The sequence below is a fragment of the Mariniluteicoccus endophyticus genome (assembly GCF_054780035.1).
The window spans coordinates 41,578-57,160 of the sequence record NZ_BAAGXC010000010.1 but is presented as its reverse complement, the minus strand read 5'-3'; the positions used below and the strand labels follow the sequence as shown (position 1 = coordinate 57,160).

Here is a 15,583-nt window from a genome sequence, read left to right as displayed (position 1 = left end):
ATTCTCCCACGCCTTACCACAAGGTAGGAATGGTGGGCAGCGAGCCGACTCCCCGGGCGCGTCGGTCAGGTCGCACGGGCGTGAGCCCGACTGGGGTCGCTACGGTGGAAGGCATGACCCAGATTCCCAACATCCGCATGCACGATGGCCGCACGATCCCCCAGCTCGGCTTCGGGGTGTGGCAGGTCTCCGGCGACGACATCGTCGACTCGGTCACGACCGCGCTGAAGATCGGCTATCGCCACATCGACACCGCCGCCATCTACGGCAACGAGGAGGGTGTTGGCGAGGCGATCCGCAAGTCGGGCGTTCCCCGCGACGAGCTATTCGTCACCACCAAGCTGTGGAACGACCGCCACGGCGACGCCCGCGCCGCGCTCACCGAGTCGCTGGAGCGCCTGGGTCTCGACCACGTCGACCTCTACCTGACCCACTGGCCGACGCCGGACAAGGGCGACTTCCTGGGCGCCTGGCTCCAGCTGGAGGACCTTCGCCGCGAAGGCCTGACCCGCTCGATCGGCACGTCGAACCACACCGAGCGCCACCTGGCGAAGATCCTCGCCGAGGGGTCGATGGTCCCTGTCGTCAACCAGATCGAGGTCCATCCCACCTTCCAGCAGCGCGGGCTCGTCGCCTACACGCGCTCGCAGGGCATCCACGTCGAGGCCTGGAGCCCTCTCGGCGCGCCCGCCGACCCCCAGCTCCCGGCGGTCGTCGAGATCGCCGACCAGGTGGGGCGTACGCCGGCACAGGTGATCCTGCGCTGGCACCTCCAGCACGGCTCGATCGTTTTCCCGAAGTCGGTGACGCCCGAGCGCATCGCATCCAACTTCGAGGTGTTCGACTTCGAGCTGTCCGACGACCAGGTGCGGGCGATCGACGCGCTCGACCGCGGCCGCCGCATGGGCCCGGACCCGGACACGTTCAACGGCTGAGCCTCCTCGTCTCGCTGCACTGGCTCGGAGAACGGGACTGTCTGGGCTCGCCGGGTGATCGGGCCGCTGGGCTCGCGCAGCGAACGGGACGAGGAGTTGAGGGGTGCCCCGTAGTGTGGACGGCGACATGACGACTTCGCTCCTCCTGCTGGGCCTCACCATCCTGCTCATCCTCGCCAACGGCTTCTTCGTCGCCGCGGAGTTCGCGCTGGTCACGGTCGACCGCAACGCCGTGCGCCGCGCGAAGGCCGAGGGCGACGCCGCGGCCGAGTCGGTCGACAAGGCGCTGCGTACGCTGTCGACCCAGCTGTCCGGCTGCCAGCTCGGCATCACGCTGACGAGCCTCGTCGTCGGCTTCATCGCCGAGCCGGCCATCGCCGACCTCATCTCGCCGGTGCTGGAGGCCTTCGGCCTGCCGCGGGCCACGGCGCTGGCCGTGTCGATCACCGCCGCCATGGCCATCGCCACGGTCACCCAGATGGTCTTCGGCGAGCTCGTGCCGAAGAACTGGGCGATCGCCGAGCCGATGCGCCTCGCCCGCTGGGTCGCCACGCCCCACCGCATGTTCAGCCTCGTGACCAAGCCGCTGCTGGTGTTCTTCAACGGCGCGGCCAACGTGCTGGTGCGCGCCGTCGGCCTCGAGCCGCAGGAGGAGCTCGGCAACGCCCGGACGGTCAAGGAGCTGTCGGCCCTCGCCCGCCACTCCGCCCGCGAGGGCACCATCGACGCCGAGCTCGCCCACCACATGTCGCAGTCGGCCGAGCTCGGCACGCGCTTCGCGCGTGACGCGATGACGCCCCGGGCCCGCGTACGCTTCCTCGACGACGACGACTCCGTGGCCAAGATCCTCGAAGTCACGCGGCGCACCGGCCACTCACGCTTCGTCGTCACCGGCCAGCACGCCGACGACATCGTCGGCGTCGTCCACTTCAAGTACGCTCTGGCGGTCCCGGCCGACCAGCGCCTGTCCCGCACGGTCGGCGAGGTCATGACGCCCGCGGTGTTCGTCCCGTCGTCGATGCCGCTCGACGACGTGCTGGAACGACTGCGCCATGGCCTGCAGGTGGCGGTGGTCGTCGACGAGTACGGCGGCACCGACGGCATCGTCACCCTCGAGGACCTCGTCGAGGAGATCGTGGGCGAGATCGCCGACGAGCAGGACGAGGAGCGCCCGCGCCACGAGCAGCTCACCGACGGCAGGTGGCGCCTCACCGGGATGATCCGTCCCGACGAGCTGCGCCACATCGCCGGCCTCGAGCTGCCCGAGGGGCTCGCCTCCGAGACCCTCGGCGGGCTGGTGACCGAACGCCTCACCCGGTTCGCCGAGGTCGGCGACGCGGTGACCGTACGCGGCCGTGACCACGCCCACCCCGACGCCGACGGTCTCGCGCCATGGGTCGACGTCCACCTCACGGTGGAGCGCGTGGACGGCCACCGCGTCGACCTGGTCGGCCTGACGACCTCCCCGGTCACCGACGACGAGGAGACCTCTCGATGAGTCCCGCCCTGGCGATCGCCCTCAGCCTGGTCCTGCTGGCCGGCAACGGCTTCTTCGTCCTCGCCGAGTTCGCGCTCGTGTCGGCGCGGCGCGCCTCCATCGAGATCGCGGCCGCCGACGGGAGGGCCGGAGCCCGCACGACCCTGCGCGCGATGGAGCGCGTCTCGCTGATGATGGCCGGCGCCCAGCTCGGCATCACGCTGTGCTCCCTGGGCCTGGGCGCACTCGGTGAACCCGCCGTCGCCCACCTGCTCGAGCCGCTGCTGCACGCGGCCCACCTCCCCGACGCCCTGCTCCACGTGGTCTCGTTCGCCGTGGCCATGGCGATCGTGGTCTTCCTGCACATGGTCGTCGGCGAGATGTTCCCCAAGAACCTCGCCCTCGCCGACCCCGAGCGCTCGGCCCTCCTGTTCGGGCCGCCCATGTATGCCATCGCGTGGGTCCTGCGTCCGGTCCTGTGGCTGCTCAACGGCCTGGCCAACGTCGTGCTGAAGCTCTTGCGCGTGGAACCGCAGGACGAGGTTTCGTCGACGTTCACCGCCGACGAGGTCGGCGACTACCTGGAGGAGTCCCGCGAGGAGGGGCTGCTGGAGGACCACGAGCACCGACTGATGGCGGGCGCCGTCGGCGCCCACTCGGCGACCGCCGCCGACGTGCTGGTCGACATGGCCGACATCGTGGTCCTTGGCCCGGAGCCGTCGCGGGCCGATGCGGAGGCCGCCTGCGTCGAGCACGGCTTCTCCCGCTTCCCCGTCGTCGACGCGGCCGGCGGGTGGATCGGCTACATCCACGTCAAGGACGTCCTCGACGTGCCGCCGCTGAGCGCCCGCGCGCCGCTACCCAAGGATATGGTCCGGCCGCTGGCGACCGTCGCCCTCACCGACCCCGTGCGCGACGTCCTGGCCCGCATGCAGGCCAGCGAGTCCCACATGGCCATGGTGACCGACGGCAACCGCATGGTCGGCGCCGCGATGCTCGAGGATGTCGTCGAGCTGCTGGTCGGCCAGGTGAGCGACGCGACGCCGACCACGAACCCCCGGTCGCACGCCGCGTACCCGCCGGGGAACAACAACTGACTGATCAGTAACAATTTGTCGGCGTTCCCCCGGTGACCGATCGGTTGGTGACAAGATGCCCCTATGGCTCGACAGCAACCCCTCCACCAGCTCGTCACCTCCGTGGCGGCCCCCACGCTGGTGCTGTCCGACGCGTCCGGCGACATCGGCACCGAGGACCTGTGGCCCGACGGCGGCGAGGGCGTGTTCCACGCCGACCAGCGCGTACTCGCGGTCTGCCGCATGTTCGTCGACGGGGTCGTCCCGATCTCGCTGGCCCGCAAGGCCGTGGCCGGCGACCAGGTCTTCAGCTCCTTGGGCATCGCCCACGGCGACGACCCCATGAAGGACCCCGCGCTGCGCATCGACCGCCGTCGCGCCGTCGAGCCGGGCACGGTCCGCGAGGAGCTCCTGCTCACCTCAATGGCAGACCGCGACGAGACCTTCCTCATCACGCTCAAGATCGGTTGCGACGACGGCTCGATGGCCGAGGTCCGCAACGGCGATGACCGTTCCCTGGTCCCGCACGGCGCCCAGGTGACGCCTGAGGGGGTCACCTGGACCCGCGGTGAGGCCACGTACTCGATCGCCGCACCCGGCGCCGTCGTCGACCTGCTCGACCCCACGCTCATCTCGCTGACGTGGGAGGGCACCATCGCCGCCCACTGCGACCTCGCCCTGTCGTGGGAGCTGCGCTGCCAGGACGAGGGCGGCGCCGTGGTCGCGGCGCGCGGCACGGGGCTCGACGTCGACGCCATCACCCAGCGTCTCGTCGCCCGCCTGGAGGAGCCGGTCCGCGAGGGCGCCGCGACTTGGCTGCTCCAGTCCCTGCGCGACCTCAACGGGCTGCGCATGGCGACCACCGCGCGTCCCGAGGACGCGTTCTTCGCGGCCGGATCGCCCTGGTACCTCACCCTGTTCGGCCGCGACTCCCTGTGGACGGCGCGCCTGCTCGTCGACGTCGACGTCTCCCATGCGGGCTCCACGCTGCGCGCCCTCGCCGCGCTGCAGGGCGACAAGGACGACCAGTCCGCCGCCGAGCAGCCCGGAAAGATCATGCACGAGCTGCGCCGCGGCGAGCTCGACCTCGGTGCGATCCGCCTCCCCCCGCTGTACTTCGGCACGATCGACGCCACCGCCCTGTGGGTGTGCCTCCTCGTCGACGCCTGGCGCGCCGGTCTGCCCGCCGACGACATACGAGCCCTGCTGCCCAACCTGCGGCCCGCACTGGAATGGATCACCACCTCCGCCGACGCGGACGGCGACGGCTTCGCCGAGTACATCGACGTCACCGGCCACGGCCTCGCCAACCAGGGGTGGAAGGACTCCGCCGACTCGGTGCGCTTCCACGACGGCTCCCGCGCCGAGGGCCCGGTCGCGCTGTGCGAGGTGCAGGGGTACGCATACGAGGCCGCGACCGGCGCCGCCGACATGCTGGACGCGCTGGGCGAGCCCGGCGCCGCACCGCTGCGGGAGTGGGCGGCCGCCCTGGCCGAACGCTTCCGCGACCAGTTCTGGGTCGGCGAGGGCGACGAGCGTTTCGTGGCCCTGGCGCTCGACGGCCACAAACGTCCGGTGGACTCGGTGACCTCCAACATGGGACACCTGCTCGGCACCGGCCTGCTCTCCCCCGACGAGGAGAAAGTCATCGCCCGACGCCTCGTGCGTCCCGACATGGCCGGCGAGCTCGGCCTGCGGACGATGTCGACGCTCGACGGGGGCTACTCGCCGCTGAGCTATCACTGCGGATCCGTCTGGCCCCACGACACCGCTGTGGTCATCCGCGGCATGCTGCGCGCCGGCCTCCACGACGAGGCGCGCGTGCTGGCCCAGGGGCTCTACAAGGCGTCGTTCGCGTGGGACGACCGCATGCCCGAGCTGTGGTCCGGCGAGGACACCGCCGTGCCCTATCCCGCGGCCTGCCGCCCCCAGGCGTGGTCGGCCGCCGCCGCCGTGGTCGCCGTGCAGGCTCTCTGACCCCCACCCCACCCGAAGTCCGATCTCCGCACGAACGTTCGCGTATCGGGTGGCGGTTTCCGGCGATCAACCCGTGAAGATTTGTGCACGAATCGGGCTTCAGGAGCGGAGCGCGTCCTCCACGCCGGTCTCGTGCGGGCCGAGGGTCGGCGTACGCCGCGACAGCACGTCCCAGAACGTCTTGAGGTTCGCCGGGACCTCGCGCGCCCGCCCGATCGGATAGAAACGCGTGCCGTGCTGGCTGGTGTCACCCGCCCCAATGGCGTCGACGCCGACCATGCGGCACGTCGCGACCGCACGCGGCACGTGATAGTCCTGCGTGACGATCGTGAGCCGCTCGACGCCGAAGATCCGCTTGGCGCGCACGCACGAGTCATACGTGTCGAAACCCGCGTAGTCGGCGACCACCTTCGAGGCCGGGATGCCGTGGCGGATCAGGTAGTTCCGCATGCCGTCCGGCTCGTTGTAGTGCTCCTCGCCGTTGTCGCCCGAGACCACGACGACCTTGACCTTGCCGGCCCGATAGAGATCGAGCGCCATGTCCAGGCGCCCCTTGAGGAATGGCGACGGCGTCCCGTCGGGATAGATCTGGGCACCCAGCACGAGCGCCACGTCCCGCTGCGGTGCCTGTGCGGCCGAGTGGTGCGTACGCCCAGCCGCGTACCCCTGCACCACCAGCCACGGGACGCCCACGCCCGCGACGGCGAGCCCCACGACGGAGACCGCGCCGATCGCGAGCCTGCGCCGTACGCTCATCCGCGCGGCTCGAGGTAGTACTCGATGAGGCCGCGCGTCGACGAGTCCTGGGCCTCGAGGGCCTCGCGGTCGCCGCCGACAGCCGGGGTGAGCTCCTTGGCGAGCTGCTTGCCGAGCTCGACGCCCCACTGGTCGAACGAGTCGATGCCCCACACCACGCCCTGGGTGAACGTGATGTGCTCGTACAGGGCGATGAGCTGGCCGAGCACCGACGGCGACAGCTCGGGCGCCATGATCGACGTGGTCGGCCGGTTGCCTTCGAACACGCGGGCGGGGACGATCTGCTCGTCGGTGCCCTCGGCGCGCACCTCATCGGCGGTCTTGCCGAACGCGAGCGCCTTGGTCTGGGCGAAGAAGTTCGCCAGGAACAGCTCGTGGACGTCGGCGGCGCCGTCCTTGGTCGGGTGGGCCGGATTGGCGACGGCGATGAAGTCGGCCGGGATGAGCTGGGTGCCCTGGTGGATCAGCTGGTAGAACGCGTGCTGTCCGTTGGTGCCCGGCTCGCCCCAGAAGACCTCGCCGGTCTCGGTGGTGACCGGCGTGCCGTCCCAGCGCACCGACTTGCCGTTCGACTCCATCGTGAGCTGCTGCAGGTAGGCCGGGAAGCGGTGCAGGTACTGCGCGTACGGCAGCACGGCATGCGTCTTGGCCTTGAAGAAGTTGACGTACCAGACGTTCAGCAGGCCCATGAGCGCCGGGACGTTCTCCTCGATGGGCGCGGTGCGGAAGTGCTCGTCCATCGTGTGGAAGCCCGCCAGCAGCTGCTTGAAGTTCTCTGGGCCGATGAAGATCGCGACAGCCGTGCCGATGACCGAGTCGACCGAGTAGCGGCCGCCGACCCAGTCCCAGAAGCCGAAGGCGTTGGTCGGGTCGATGCCGAAGTCGGCAACCTTGTCCAGCGCGGTCGAGACGGCCACGAAGTGCTTGGCGACGGCCTCGCGCTCGGCGTCCTCACCGTGGATGGCGCCCTGCTCGTGGAGGCGCTCGAGCAGCCACGCGCGCGCCATGCGGGCGTTGGTGAGGGTCTCGAGCGTCGTGAACGTCTTCGACGCGACGATGAACAGCGTGGTCTCGGGGTCGAGACCGAACGTCTTCTCGGCGCAGTCGGTCGGGTCGATGTTGGAGATGAAGCGGCACTCCAGGCCCAGCTGGCCGTAGGGCTTCAGCGCCTCGTAGACCATGACCGGGCCGAGGTCGGAGCCGCCGATGCCGATGTTGACGACGGTCTCGATGCGGCGGCCGGTGATGCCGGTCCACTCGCCGGAGCGCACCTTCTCGGCGAAGGCGTACATCTTGTCGAGCTCGGCGTGGACGTCGCCGACGACGTCTTGGCCGGCCACCTCGAGCGAGGCGTCGCGCGGCAGGCGCAGCGCGGTGTGGAGAACCGAGCGGTCCTCGGTGACGTTGATCTTCTCGCCGGCGAACATGGCGTCGCGGCGCTCGGCGAGCCCGACCTCCTTGGCCAGGCCCATGAGCGCGCCGGCCACGCGCGGCGTCAGGAAGTTCTTCGACAGGTCGACCCGCAGGTCACCCGCGGTCATCGTGAGGTGCTTGGCGCGGTCGGGGTCGGCCTCGAACCAGCGGCGCAGGTCGGGGGTGAACTCGGAGTGCAGGCGCGTGAGCTCCTGCCAGGCGTTGGTCTGGGTGGCGTCGACAGGCTTCTGCATGGTCTGAAGCGTACGCGGGCCCGGCGCACCGGTTCAGCCCACCTGCATGTTCCCCAGGCGCGAGGCGGCGTCGAGCGCCAGCAGCGCGCCGACGATGCCGAGCACCCAGCCGAGCATCTCGTCGGAGCTGCGCTCGAGCCAGCCGCCGAGGCGTACGAGCGCCGGCTCGAGGCTGCTGCGGAGCAGCAACCGCAGCGCCAGCAGGAGCAGCGCGGGGGCGACCATCACGATGACGTACGCGGCCAGCGCTGCCCCGGTGCCCAGCGGAGGCAGGTGCGCCTGCGAGAGCAGACCCACTGCACCCAGGTAGGGCAGCATCGACGCGGCCTCGACGAGCCCGGCGGCCAGGGCGACGCCGACGACGAGCCCGGCGGGGACGTCACCGTCGGCGAGGCGCGCCTTCCATCGCTCGTGACGGGTGGGGCCCGCCCCGGAGGCCTTCCTCTCCTCGCGGCGTCGGGCGGCGCGCTTGCCGTCGAACAGCCAGCTGACGGCGAACAGCGCGACGCCGGCGTAGAGCTGGACCCACGAGACCGTCCGGTTGTCACCCAGCCCCGATCCCACCCGGGCCAGGAACCCTGCGCCCAGGACCAGCGCCAGCCCCAGACCCCAGTAGAACGTGGCGATCGTCGCCAGATAGCCGAGCAGCACGCCCGCGCGTACGCGGCGCTGCACGAGCAGGAACACAGGGATGCCGAGCGTGCCGAAGCTCAGGCTGTCGACCAGAGCGAGCCCGGCGAGACCGAGCGCGGTGGTGATGTCCATGGACCCTCCCTCTATTTCGCACGTTCGTGCTTTTTCACGTTAGCACAGTCGTGCTATAACGAGTCATGCCCAAGATCGTCGACCACGAGGCCCGCCGCGAGGAGCTGGCCGGCGCCGTCTGGCGGCTCGTCGGCCGCGCGGGGATCACGGGTGCGTCCGTCCGGGCAGTCGCCGCGGAGTCGGGCTGGTCGATGGGCGCCGTACGCCACTACTTCTCCACCCAGGACGAGCTGCTCGGCTTCGCCATCGAGGTGATGACCCGACGCATCCAGGAGCGCATCACCGCCCTGTACACCGAGGAGCCGACCGCCCGCGGGGATGCCTCGCGTGCCGCGGCGACGCTGGAGCAGATGCTCCCGATGGACGCCGACCGCAGGGTGGAGGTCCTGGTGTGGCTGGCGTACATGGCGCGTGCCCGGTCCGACGACGCCCTCGACGGTTTCCGCCAGACCAGCTGGAACGGCAGCCGGCTGGTGTGCCGGACCGCTGTGGCCGACGCGCTCGGCCTGCCCCTGCCCCGCAGCCATGACGAGCGCCTCCCCGACACCGCCGAGCGGTTGGTGACCCGCGTCCACCTCGTGATCGACGGGCTCAGCGTGCAGGGGGCGACCTATCCCGAGCACTGGCCGGCCGAGCGGCTCCACGCCGAGGTGGGCGACCTGCTCGCGGACGTGGAGGCGACCTGGGACGCGGGCTCCCGCTGAGCGCGGGCCACGGGCCGGTAGGTTTCCCCATGGCCGAGGACCCGACCGTCGAGCTCGCCGAGCGCCGCGTGCAGCGCGCCATGGCTGAGACCACGCAGGTCGCACACCCGGCGCGACCGACGGCGTCGTCCACAACCGGCTGACAAGCCCCGCGGCGCCAGTATGGGTGAGGCTCGATGTTGACGGGCATCTCCTCGATGGCCTTGAGCCCGGCCGCTTCCGGGGAGGTGGCCCACATCTGCGGAGTCCCTAGTCAGAAGCCCGATGAGCCGACGCCGATCGCACATGTGAGATTGCCCACAAGTAGACGCTTCAATTGGATACTGCGGTATAGGTCTTTCTAGAATGGAGATGTCACAGCTCACAAGCGTGCACACCACAAAATCACGTGCCCACAAGGTCGTGCAGGCACCGCCACCACTTCCCATAAGGATCTGATCACATGTCGTTCGCGCAGTCTCTTCGCACCCGCCGCGAGGCCGCCCGTACCAACCGCGCCATCAACAAGGCCATCAACAACGCGGCCACCCCGGCCCTGCGTGACGAGCTCATCCTCGTCGCCCAGCGTCAGTTCGCCCGCAACTTCTGATCACCACTCGGCGGTGCCGCCGACCCATGGATCACCCGAAGGACCCCGACTCCGGCCGGGGTCCTTCGCATTTCCCTCTGGCAGATCGTCGACCACTCGCGGATGAGCCGCGGGTTACGGGCGAGTGGTTGACGATCAGTCTCGGTGCACGGGTGCGCTCCCCGTCTCGGCCGTGGCCGGCCTCGCTCGAAGAGCAGAAACCGGCCAGCGTCGGCAAGCGCGCCCCGGGCGTCTGGAAGAGCACGAAGGAATCGCCCCGCGACGGCTTCCGCTGGTGAGAGCTAACCTGCCGCGGCTCGATGACGACAGCGATGAAGACCCCGGACCCCGGCGCGGGCGCGAACCGCAGCAACGTGCCACGGCCCCCGCCGTCATCGTGACAGGGCGGGGGCCGCGGAGATCTGGGGTCAGCGGGTGCTGACGTGCACGTGGTCGCGGTGGTTGGCGGTGGTGGAGCCGCGGTCGCTCATGGAGCGCCAGCCCTCGGAGGAGCGCTGGGTGGTCCAGATCTTCTGGTCGAAGATGACCTCGGTGACGCCGAGTGACGAGGCGTTGGCGCGCACGTAGTTGGCGATGGCCCAGCCGGTGGAGTTGGAGGACACCATGGCGTCGAGGGCTCGGCCGGAGGGGTGCTCGACGTCCCAGTCGGGTCGTACGCCGATGTAGGAGGAGACGCCGGAGCCGAACTTGGCGCAGATGGCCTGGTGGACCTTCTCGGTGTTGGCGCGGACGCCGGGCAGCGGCGAGCACGCACCGGAGGTGGTGGGGGCGCTGCCGGAGTCGGCCTTGGGTGCGCTGCTGCTGGACTTCGGCGAGGCGGCGGGGGTGGATGCGGACGGGGTCGACGTGGGGGCGTTCCTGGAGAGGTATTCGCTGGAGGCCCAGCCTGCGCGGCCGTCGACGACAACCTTGCGGAAGCCGTTGTCGGTGCTGTCAGTGGCGGAGACCCTGTCGCCCTTGGCGAGGGTGGCGATCTTGTCGGCCGAGGAGCTCGGCGCCGAACGCACGTTGAGGGTCTCGGTGGCATACATCGTCGAGGTGGCGGTGGCCTGGGTCGACGGTGCCGCGGCGGGCTTCTGCTCGGGGCTGGGTGCCGCGCTGGCGGGGGCAGGAGCGACGGCGAGCGCCTGGGGCTCGGTGAGGCCGGTGCCCTGCTGGGCCTCGGGGGTCGCCGAGGGGTCGATCTCGGGGCGCTGGGTGTCGCGGGAGACCTCGGGGGTCTCGGCGCGTACGGCGCTGGGAGCGCTCGCGGCGGCGACAACGGTCGAGTCGCTGCGGGCGGGGGTCAGGGTGCCTCCGAGGGCGCCCACGGCGATCGACGCGGCCAGGATGCCCGGGAGGGCGAAACGGCGGACGAGCGCGGCGGGGCGGGACACTCCGTGGTCGTGCTCGTCGAAGGCGACGGTGGTCGGCTCGTCGTCGAGCAGCTGACGGCGGGGTTCGGCGTCCAAGATCTCAGTCCTTGTCGAGGGAGTTTCGGGGAGGTACGCGAAGAGTCTAAGAGAAGATGCCGAATTTTCATAAAATCCTCAGGGAGGCGGTTTCCCGAGGCCGCCGGGGCATCAGCGAGATGAGAGACGGGCGCCGAAGGCGAGTTCTTCCACCTTGGGGGCGATGAGCCCGACGACGGCGCGCGCACGGGCCTCGTCGCGCTCGCAGAGCAAGGTGGTGGCGAGGCCGTCGCCGAGGACGACGGTCAGCTGGGCGAGGGCGTCGACGTCGGCCTGCAGGGGGCCGTAGGCCTCCTCGAACCTGTTGACGACGGTCAGGACCATCGCGCGCGCCGCGTCGACGCGTGTGGCGGCGAGGGGCTCGAGCCCGGGCGTACGCAGCGCGTAGTGGGCGAGCTCGAACACGGCGAGCTGGGAGCCGGCCTTGTCGATGACGTGGTCGAGGTAGCCGTTGAGGAACGACTCGACAGCGCCGGAGGGGTCCTCGGGGTCGAAGGCGATCTCGCCGAGGGCCTGGGCCTCTTCTTCGGCGAAGACGTGGATGAGCTCTCGCATGAGCTCGATCTGGGAGTCGAAGACGTAGTGGAAGCTGGCCAGCGGCATCTGGGCCTCGGCGGCGACGGCGCGCGTCGTAGCGGCGGTGACGCCGTCGCGGGCGATCACGCGGCGCGCCGCGTCGATCAGCTTGGCACGTCGTTCAGCAGCAGCCATGCGCGGCATGTCGGCCCCCTTCTGGTCGTTGTTATTCGCATACTCAATCATCTCGGCGCTTCGACTGGGGACAGTGGCGAAGGTCTCACCCGGGTTGCCTTCCCTTGTGGGTTGCCTAGGGTTGGGGCCGTGAGCAAGAAGAAGGCGCCCGGCCCGCAGATGCCCGCGCAAGCCCCGACGCCTGCGCAAGCCCCAACGCCCGCGCAGGACGAGCCTGCCGCGGGGATGCTGGGGCCTTCTTCGTCGTCCCCGTTCGCCCCGGAGCCGAAGCCGGGGAACGGGCTGGCCCGGCTCGGTTGGATCGCGGCCTGGGCGTTGAGCGTCGTGCTCGCTTTCGTGCTCGGCATGCAGAGCCGTCCCACGACGGCCCCGACCGCCGCCCCCGCCGACGGGGTCCCCGCCGAGACGGCCGCCGCCGCGCCGACGGCCAAGCCCTCGCAGGACCCGCAGGTCACCCAGCTGCTGAAGTCGCTGCCGAAGCGCGACCCCAACGACATGGCCGCCCTCGGCAAGGTCGACGCCCCCGTGGTGCTGATCGAGTGGTCCGACTACCGCTGCCCGTTCTGCGCGGTATGGGCCAAGCGGACGCTGCCGGAGCTGCAGAAGTATGTCGACGACGGCACGCTTCGCATCGAGTACCGCGACCTGCCGCTGTTCGGCGAGCAGTCGGTGAACACCGCGATCGCCGTACGCGCGGCGGGCCGCCAGGGCAAGTTCTGGGAGTACTACCACGCCGTCTTCGACGCCGCGCCCCAGTCGGGCCACCCCAACATCGGCCCGGCGGAGATCGAGAACTTCGCGCGTGCGGCCGGCGTACCGGACATGGCGAAGTTCAAGGCCGACCTGGCCGATCCGGAACTGAGGAAGATCGTCGAGTCCGAGGGCGCCCACGGCCAGCAGCTCGGCATCAGCGGCACCCCCTTCTTCGTGGTCAACACGCAGATCCTCAACGGCGCCCAGCCGACGCAGAACTTCGTCCAGGCGATCGAGACGGCCAAGCGCGGCGGCTGATGGTCGACATCGGTTACGCCGGCGCGCTCCTCGGCGGCGTCGCCACGATCCTGTCGCCGTGCTCGGCGATGCTGCTGCCGGCGTTCTTCGCCTACGCGTTCGCCTCGACGCGCACCCTGGTGCTGCGTACGGCGGTGTTCTGGTTCGGTCTGATGGCGACGCTGGTGCCGATGGGTATCGCCGCGGGAAGCGTGGGCGCACTGTTCATCCGGCAGCGGGCGACGTTCGTGGCGGTCGCCGCGGGCGTCGTGATCGTGCTGGGCATCCTGCAGGCGCTGGGCGTCCGCATCCCGCTGCTGGGTGCCCGTGCCGCCCGTGACACCGGCAACCTGTCGGTCTTCCTGCTGGGCACGGTGTACGGCATCGCCGGCGCGTGCTCGGGCCCCATCCTCGGTGCGGTGCTGTCGGTCGCGGCGATGGGCCAGGACTCCGTACGCGGCGGCGTCCTGCTCGGCATCTTCTCCGCCGGGATGGTCCTGCCGCTGATGGTGCTGGCGCTGCTGTGGGACGTGCTCGACCTGGGCTCGCGCAGCCTGCTGAGGCCGCGCCCGGTGAAGCTGGGGCCGGTGTCGACGACCGTCGGCCAGCTCGTGTCGGGCCTGCTGTTCGTCGCCATCGGGATCGGGATGCTGGTCACCGACGGCTTCTCGGGTCTGGGTGGCGTCGTCGACGCGGAGACCCAGCAGGGCCTGGAGGTCCAGATCCTCGGCGTCGCCGCGCGCGTGGCCGACCTGGTCGTCGTCGTCGTGCTGGTGATGCTCGTCGCCTCGTGCGTGGCCGTCCATCAGTGGGCCGCGGGTCGGCGTACGCCCACCTCGACCTAGCCCAGCTGCTCGTACAGTCCCGCGCCGCTGCACCTGCTGGTCGGGGTGGTTGGCCCAGCGCGTACGCCATCGGCCACCGCCGGGAAGGCCGTCGCCTCCGGCGGACCGACGATGTGACGCGCCCGGGCAGGTCGCGCCCCACGGGCAGGGCGGGGCCTACCGGTGTGGGACACCCGTCCCTACCATGGCTCCATGAGCCAGTACGCCGAGACCGTCGACACCCTGCGCCGCGCCTTCGACAGCGGGATCACCCGACCCTTGGAGTGGCGCCTGGACCAGCTGCGCGGCCTGCAGCGCATGCTCGCCGAGCACGCCGACGAGATCACCGAGGTAGTCACGTCCGACGTGGGCAAGCCCGCCGACGAGGTACGCACCTTCGAGCTCGCCGTCATCTCGTCCGAGGTCGACCACTTCGCCCGCAATCTCAAGACGTGGCTCTCGCCGCGCCGCGTCGGCGTACCGTCGGTGCTGCAGCCGGCCACGGCACACGTCCAGCCCCAGCCGCTGGGCGTCGTTTTGGTGATGTCGCCGTGGAACTACCCGGTGCAGCTGCTGCTGTCGCCGATCGTCGGCGCCCTGGCGGCCGGCAACACCGTGCTGGTCAAGCCGTCGGAGGTCGCCGCGCGCACGTCGGCACTGATGGCGCGCCTGCTCCCCCGATACGTCGACGAGCGGGCGATCGCCGTCGTCGAAGGCGGCGTCGCCGAGAACACCGCGCTGCTCACCGAGCGCTTCGACCACATCGTGTTCACCGGCTCGACAGCCGTCGGCCGCGTCGTCATGAAGGCCGCCGCCGAGCACCTCACGCCCGTCACGCTCGAGCTCGGCGGCAAGTCCCCGGTCTTCGTCGACCGCCACACCGACCTCGTCGCCACCGCCCGCCGCATCGCCTGGGCGAAGTTCACCAACGCCGGCCAGACGTGCGTGGCGCCCGACCACGTGTATGTCACCGCCGACGTCCACGACGAGCTCGTACGCCAGCTCGGCCTGGCGATCCGCCAGTTCTTCGGCGACCTGCCGCGTACGAGCCCCGACCTCGGTCGCATCGTGAACACCCGCCAGTTCGACCGGCTGCACGCGCTGCTGCCCAGCGGGACCGCGGCGTACGGCGGCGAGTCGGACCGCACCCAGCGCTACATCGCGCCGACCGTGCTCACCGACGTGGCCGAGGACTCGCCCGTCATGGCCGAGGAGATCTTCGGGCCGATCCTGCCGGTGCTGCGCGTCGCCGACGCCGCCGAGGCCATCGCCCGCATCAACGCTCGCCCCAAGCCGCTCGCGCTGTACGTGTTCAGCGACGACAAGGATGTACGCCGGGCCTTCCGGGAGCGCACGTCGTCCGGTGGCCTGGTCGAGGGCGCCGCGCTGGTCCACCTGTCGGCGCACGACCTCCCGTTCGGTGGGGTGGGCGAATCGGGCATGGGCCGCTACCACGGCCAGGCGTCGATCGACGCGTTCTCCCACCTGCGCTCGGTGATGACCAAGCCGCTGCAGCCCGACACCCTGGCGACGCTCTATCCGCCAGCCGGTGAGCTGAAGCGCAAGCTGCAGAAGCTGCTGCTGCCCGTCCGCGCGAAGGACTAGTCGAGCCAGAAGCCGGGAGCCATCCTCACTGGTTTCCGAGCGAGCGCCAGCGAGAC

General features: G+C 70.6%; 14 protein-coding genes. 9 read left to right on the top strand and 5 right to left on the bottom strand.

What is annotated here, in order from left to right:
* Nucleotides 1–113 precede the first annotated feature (113 nt).
* The 4 genes from ACYVGD_RS03090 to ACYVGD_RS03075 all read left to right on the top strand — a co-directional run bounded on the left by ACYVGD_RS03090 (nucleotide 114) and on the right by ACYVGD_RS03075 (nucleotide 5,465).
* Nucleotides 114–935 (top strand): aldo/keto reductase, encoded by an 822-nt coding sequence (locus ACYVGD_RS03090; protein WP_460741521.1) that lies wholly within the window; start codon nucleotides 114–116, stop codon nucleotides 933–935.
* 127 nt (nucleotides 936–1,062) lie between these two features.
* The gene (locus tag ACYVGD_RS03085; RefSeq protein ID WP_460741520.1) at nucleotides 1,063–2,433 is read left to right on the top strand and encodes a hemolysin family protein; all 1,371 of its coding nucleotides are present in this window, start codon (nucleotides 1,063–1,065) and stop codon (nucleotides 2,431–2,433) included.
* A complete protein-coding gene (locus tag ACYVGD_RS03080) occupies nucleotides 2,430–3,509 on the top strand; it encodes a hemolysin family protein (protein WP_460741519.1) in 1,080 nt (359 codons plus the stop codon). Before ACYVGD_RS03085 ends, ACYVGD_RS03080 begins: the two co-directional genes overlap by 4 nt.
* Nucleotides 3,510–3,572: 63 nt before the next feature.
* Nucleotides 3,573–5,465 carry a glycogen debranching N-terminal domain-containing protein gene (locus ACYVGD_RS03075; protein ID WP_460741518.1) on the top strand — a complete coding sequence of 631 codons (1,893 nt, stop codon included), beginning with the start codon at nucleotides 3,573–3,575 and terminating at the stop codon, nucleotides 5,463–5,465.
* A gap of 99 nt (nucleotides 5,466–5,564) precedes the next feature.
* On the opposite strand, the gene ACYVGD_RS03070 is transcribed toward ACYVGD_RS03075, so the two are convergent.
* From ACYVGD_RS03070 to ACYVGD_RS03060, 3 genes are read right to left on the bottom strand one after another with little or no spacing between them, the layout of a single operon-like run.
* Nucleotides 5,565–6,221, bottom strand: coding sequence for a SanA/YdcF family protein (locus ACYVGD_RS03070; RefSeq protein WP_460741517.1), 657 nt, complete (start codon nucleotides 6,219–6,221; stop codon nucleotides 5,565–5,567).
* Nucleotides 6,218–7,888 carry a glucose-6-phosphate isomerase gene (gene pgi / locus ACYVGD_RS03065; protein ID WP_460741516.1) on the bottom strand — a complete coding sequence of 557 codons (1,671 nt, stop codon included), beginning with the start codon at nucleotides 7,886–7,888 and terminating at the stop codon, nucleotides 6,218–6,220. The genes ACYVGD_RS03070 and pgi overlap by 4 nt, the downstream gene beginning before the upstream one ends.
* Nucleotides 7,889–7,921: 33 nt before the next feature.
* Nucleotides 7,922–8,653 carry a GAP family protein gene (locus tag ACYVGD_RS03060; RefSeq protein WP_460741515.1) on the bottom strand — a complete coding sequence of 244 codons (732 nt, stop codon included), beginning with the start codon at nucleotides 8,651–8,653 and terminating at the stop codon, nucleotides 7,922–7,924.
* A 65-nt stretch (nucleotides 8,654–8,718) separates the two neighbouring features.
* Between ACYVGD_RS03060 and ACYVGD_RS03055 the strand changes: the two genes are divergently transcribed.
* Together ACYVGD_RS03055 and ACYVGD_RS03050 are read left to right on the top strand one after the other, a co-directional pair.
* Nucleotides 8,719–9,357 (top strand): TetR/AcrR family transcriptional regulator, encoded by a 639-nt coding sequence (locus tag ACYVGD_RS03055; RefSeq protein ID WP_460741514.1) that lies wholly within the window; start codon nucleotides 8,719–8,721, stop codon nucleotides 9,355–9,357.
* A 442-nt stretch (nucleotides 9,358–9,799) separates the two neighbouring features.
* Nucleotides 9,800–9,946 carry a hypothetical protein gene (locus ACYVGD_RS03050; protein WP_460741513.1) on the top strand — a complete coding sequence of 49 codons (147 nt, stop codon included), beginning with the start codon at nucleotides 9,800–9,802 and terminating at the stop codon, nucleotides 9,944–9,946.
* Between the two features lie 407 nt (nucleotides 9,947–10,353).
* Here ACYVGD_RS03050 and ACYVGD_RS03045 read toward each other — a convergent pair whose 3' ends face one another.
* Together ACYVGD_RS03045 and ACYVGD_RS03040 are read right to left on the bottom strand one after the other, a co-directional pair.
* Entirely contained in the window at nucleotides 10,354–11,397 is a 1,044-nt protein-coding gene (locus ACYVGD_RS03045; protein WP_460741512.1) for an SH3 domain-containing protein, read from the bottom strand.
* 111 nt (nucleotides 11,398–11,508) lie between these two features.
* On the bottom strand, nucleotides 11,509–12,159 hold the full coding sequence (locus tag ACYVGD_RS03040) for a TetR/AcrR family transcriptional regulator (protein WP_460741511.1): 651 nt from the start codon (nucleotides 12,157–12,159) through the stop codon (nucleotides 11,509–11,511).
* A gap of 78 nt (nucleotides 12,160–12,237) precedes the next feature.
* Here ACYVGD_RS03040 and ACYVGD_RS03035 point away from each other — a divergent pair, with 78 nt between their 5' ends.
* From ACYVGD_RS03035 to ACYVGD_RS03025, 3 genes are all read left to right on the top strand, one after another.
* Entirely contained in the window at nucleotides 12,238–13,119 is an 882-nt protein-coding gene (locus ACYVGD_RS03035) for a DsbA family protein (protein WP_460741510.1), read from the top strand.
* Entirely contained in the window at nucleotides 13,119–13,943 is an 825-nt protein-coding gene (locus tag ACYVGD_RS03030) for a cytochrome c biogenesis CcdA family protein (protein ID WP_460741509.1), read from the top strand. The genes ACYVGD_RS03035 and ACYVGD_RS03030 overlap by 1 nt, the downstream gene beginning before the upstream one ends.
* Before the next feature lie 192 nt (nucleotides 13,944–14,135).
* Entirely contained in the window at nucleotides 14,136–15,527 is a 1,392-nt protein-coding gene (locus tag ACYVGD_RS03025) for an aldehyde dehydrogenase family protein (protein ID WP_460741508.1), read from the top strand.
* The last annotated feature ends 56 nt before the right edge of the window (nucleotides 15,528–15,583 follow it).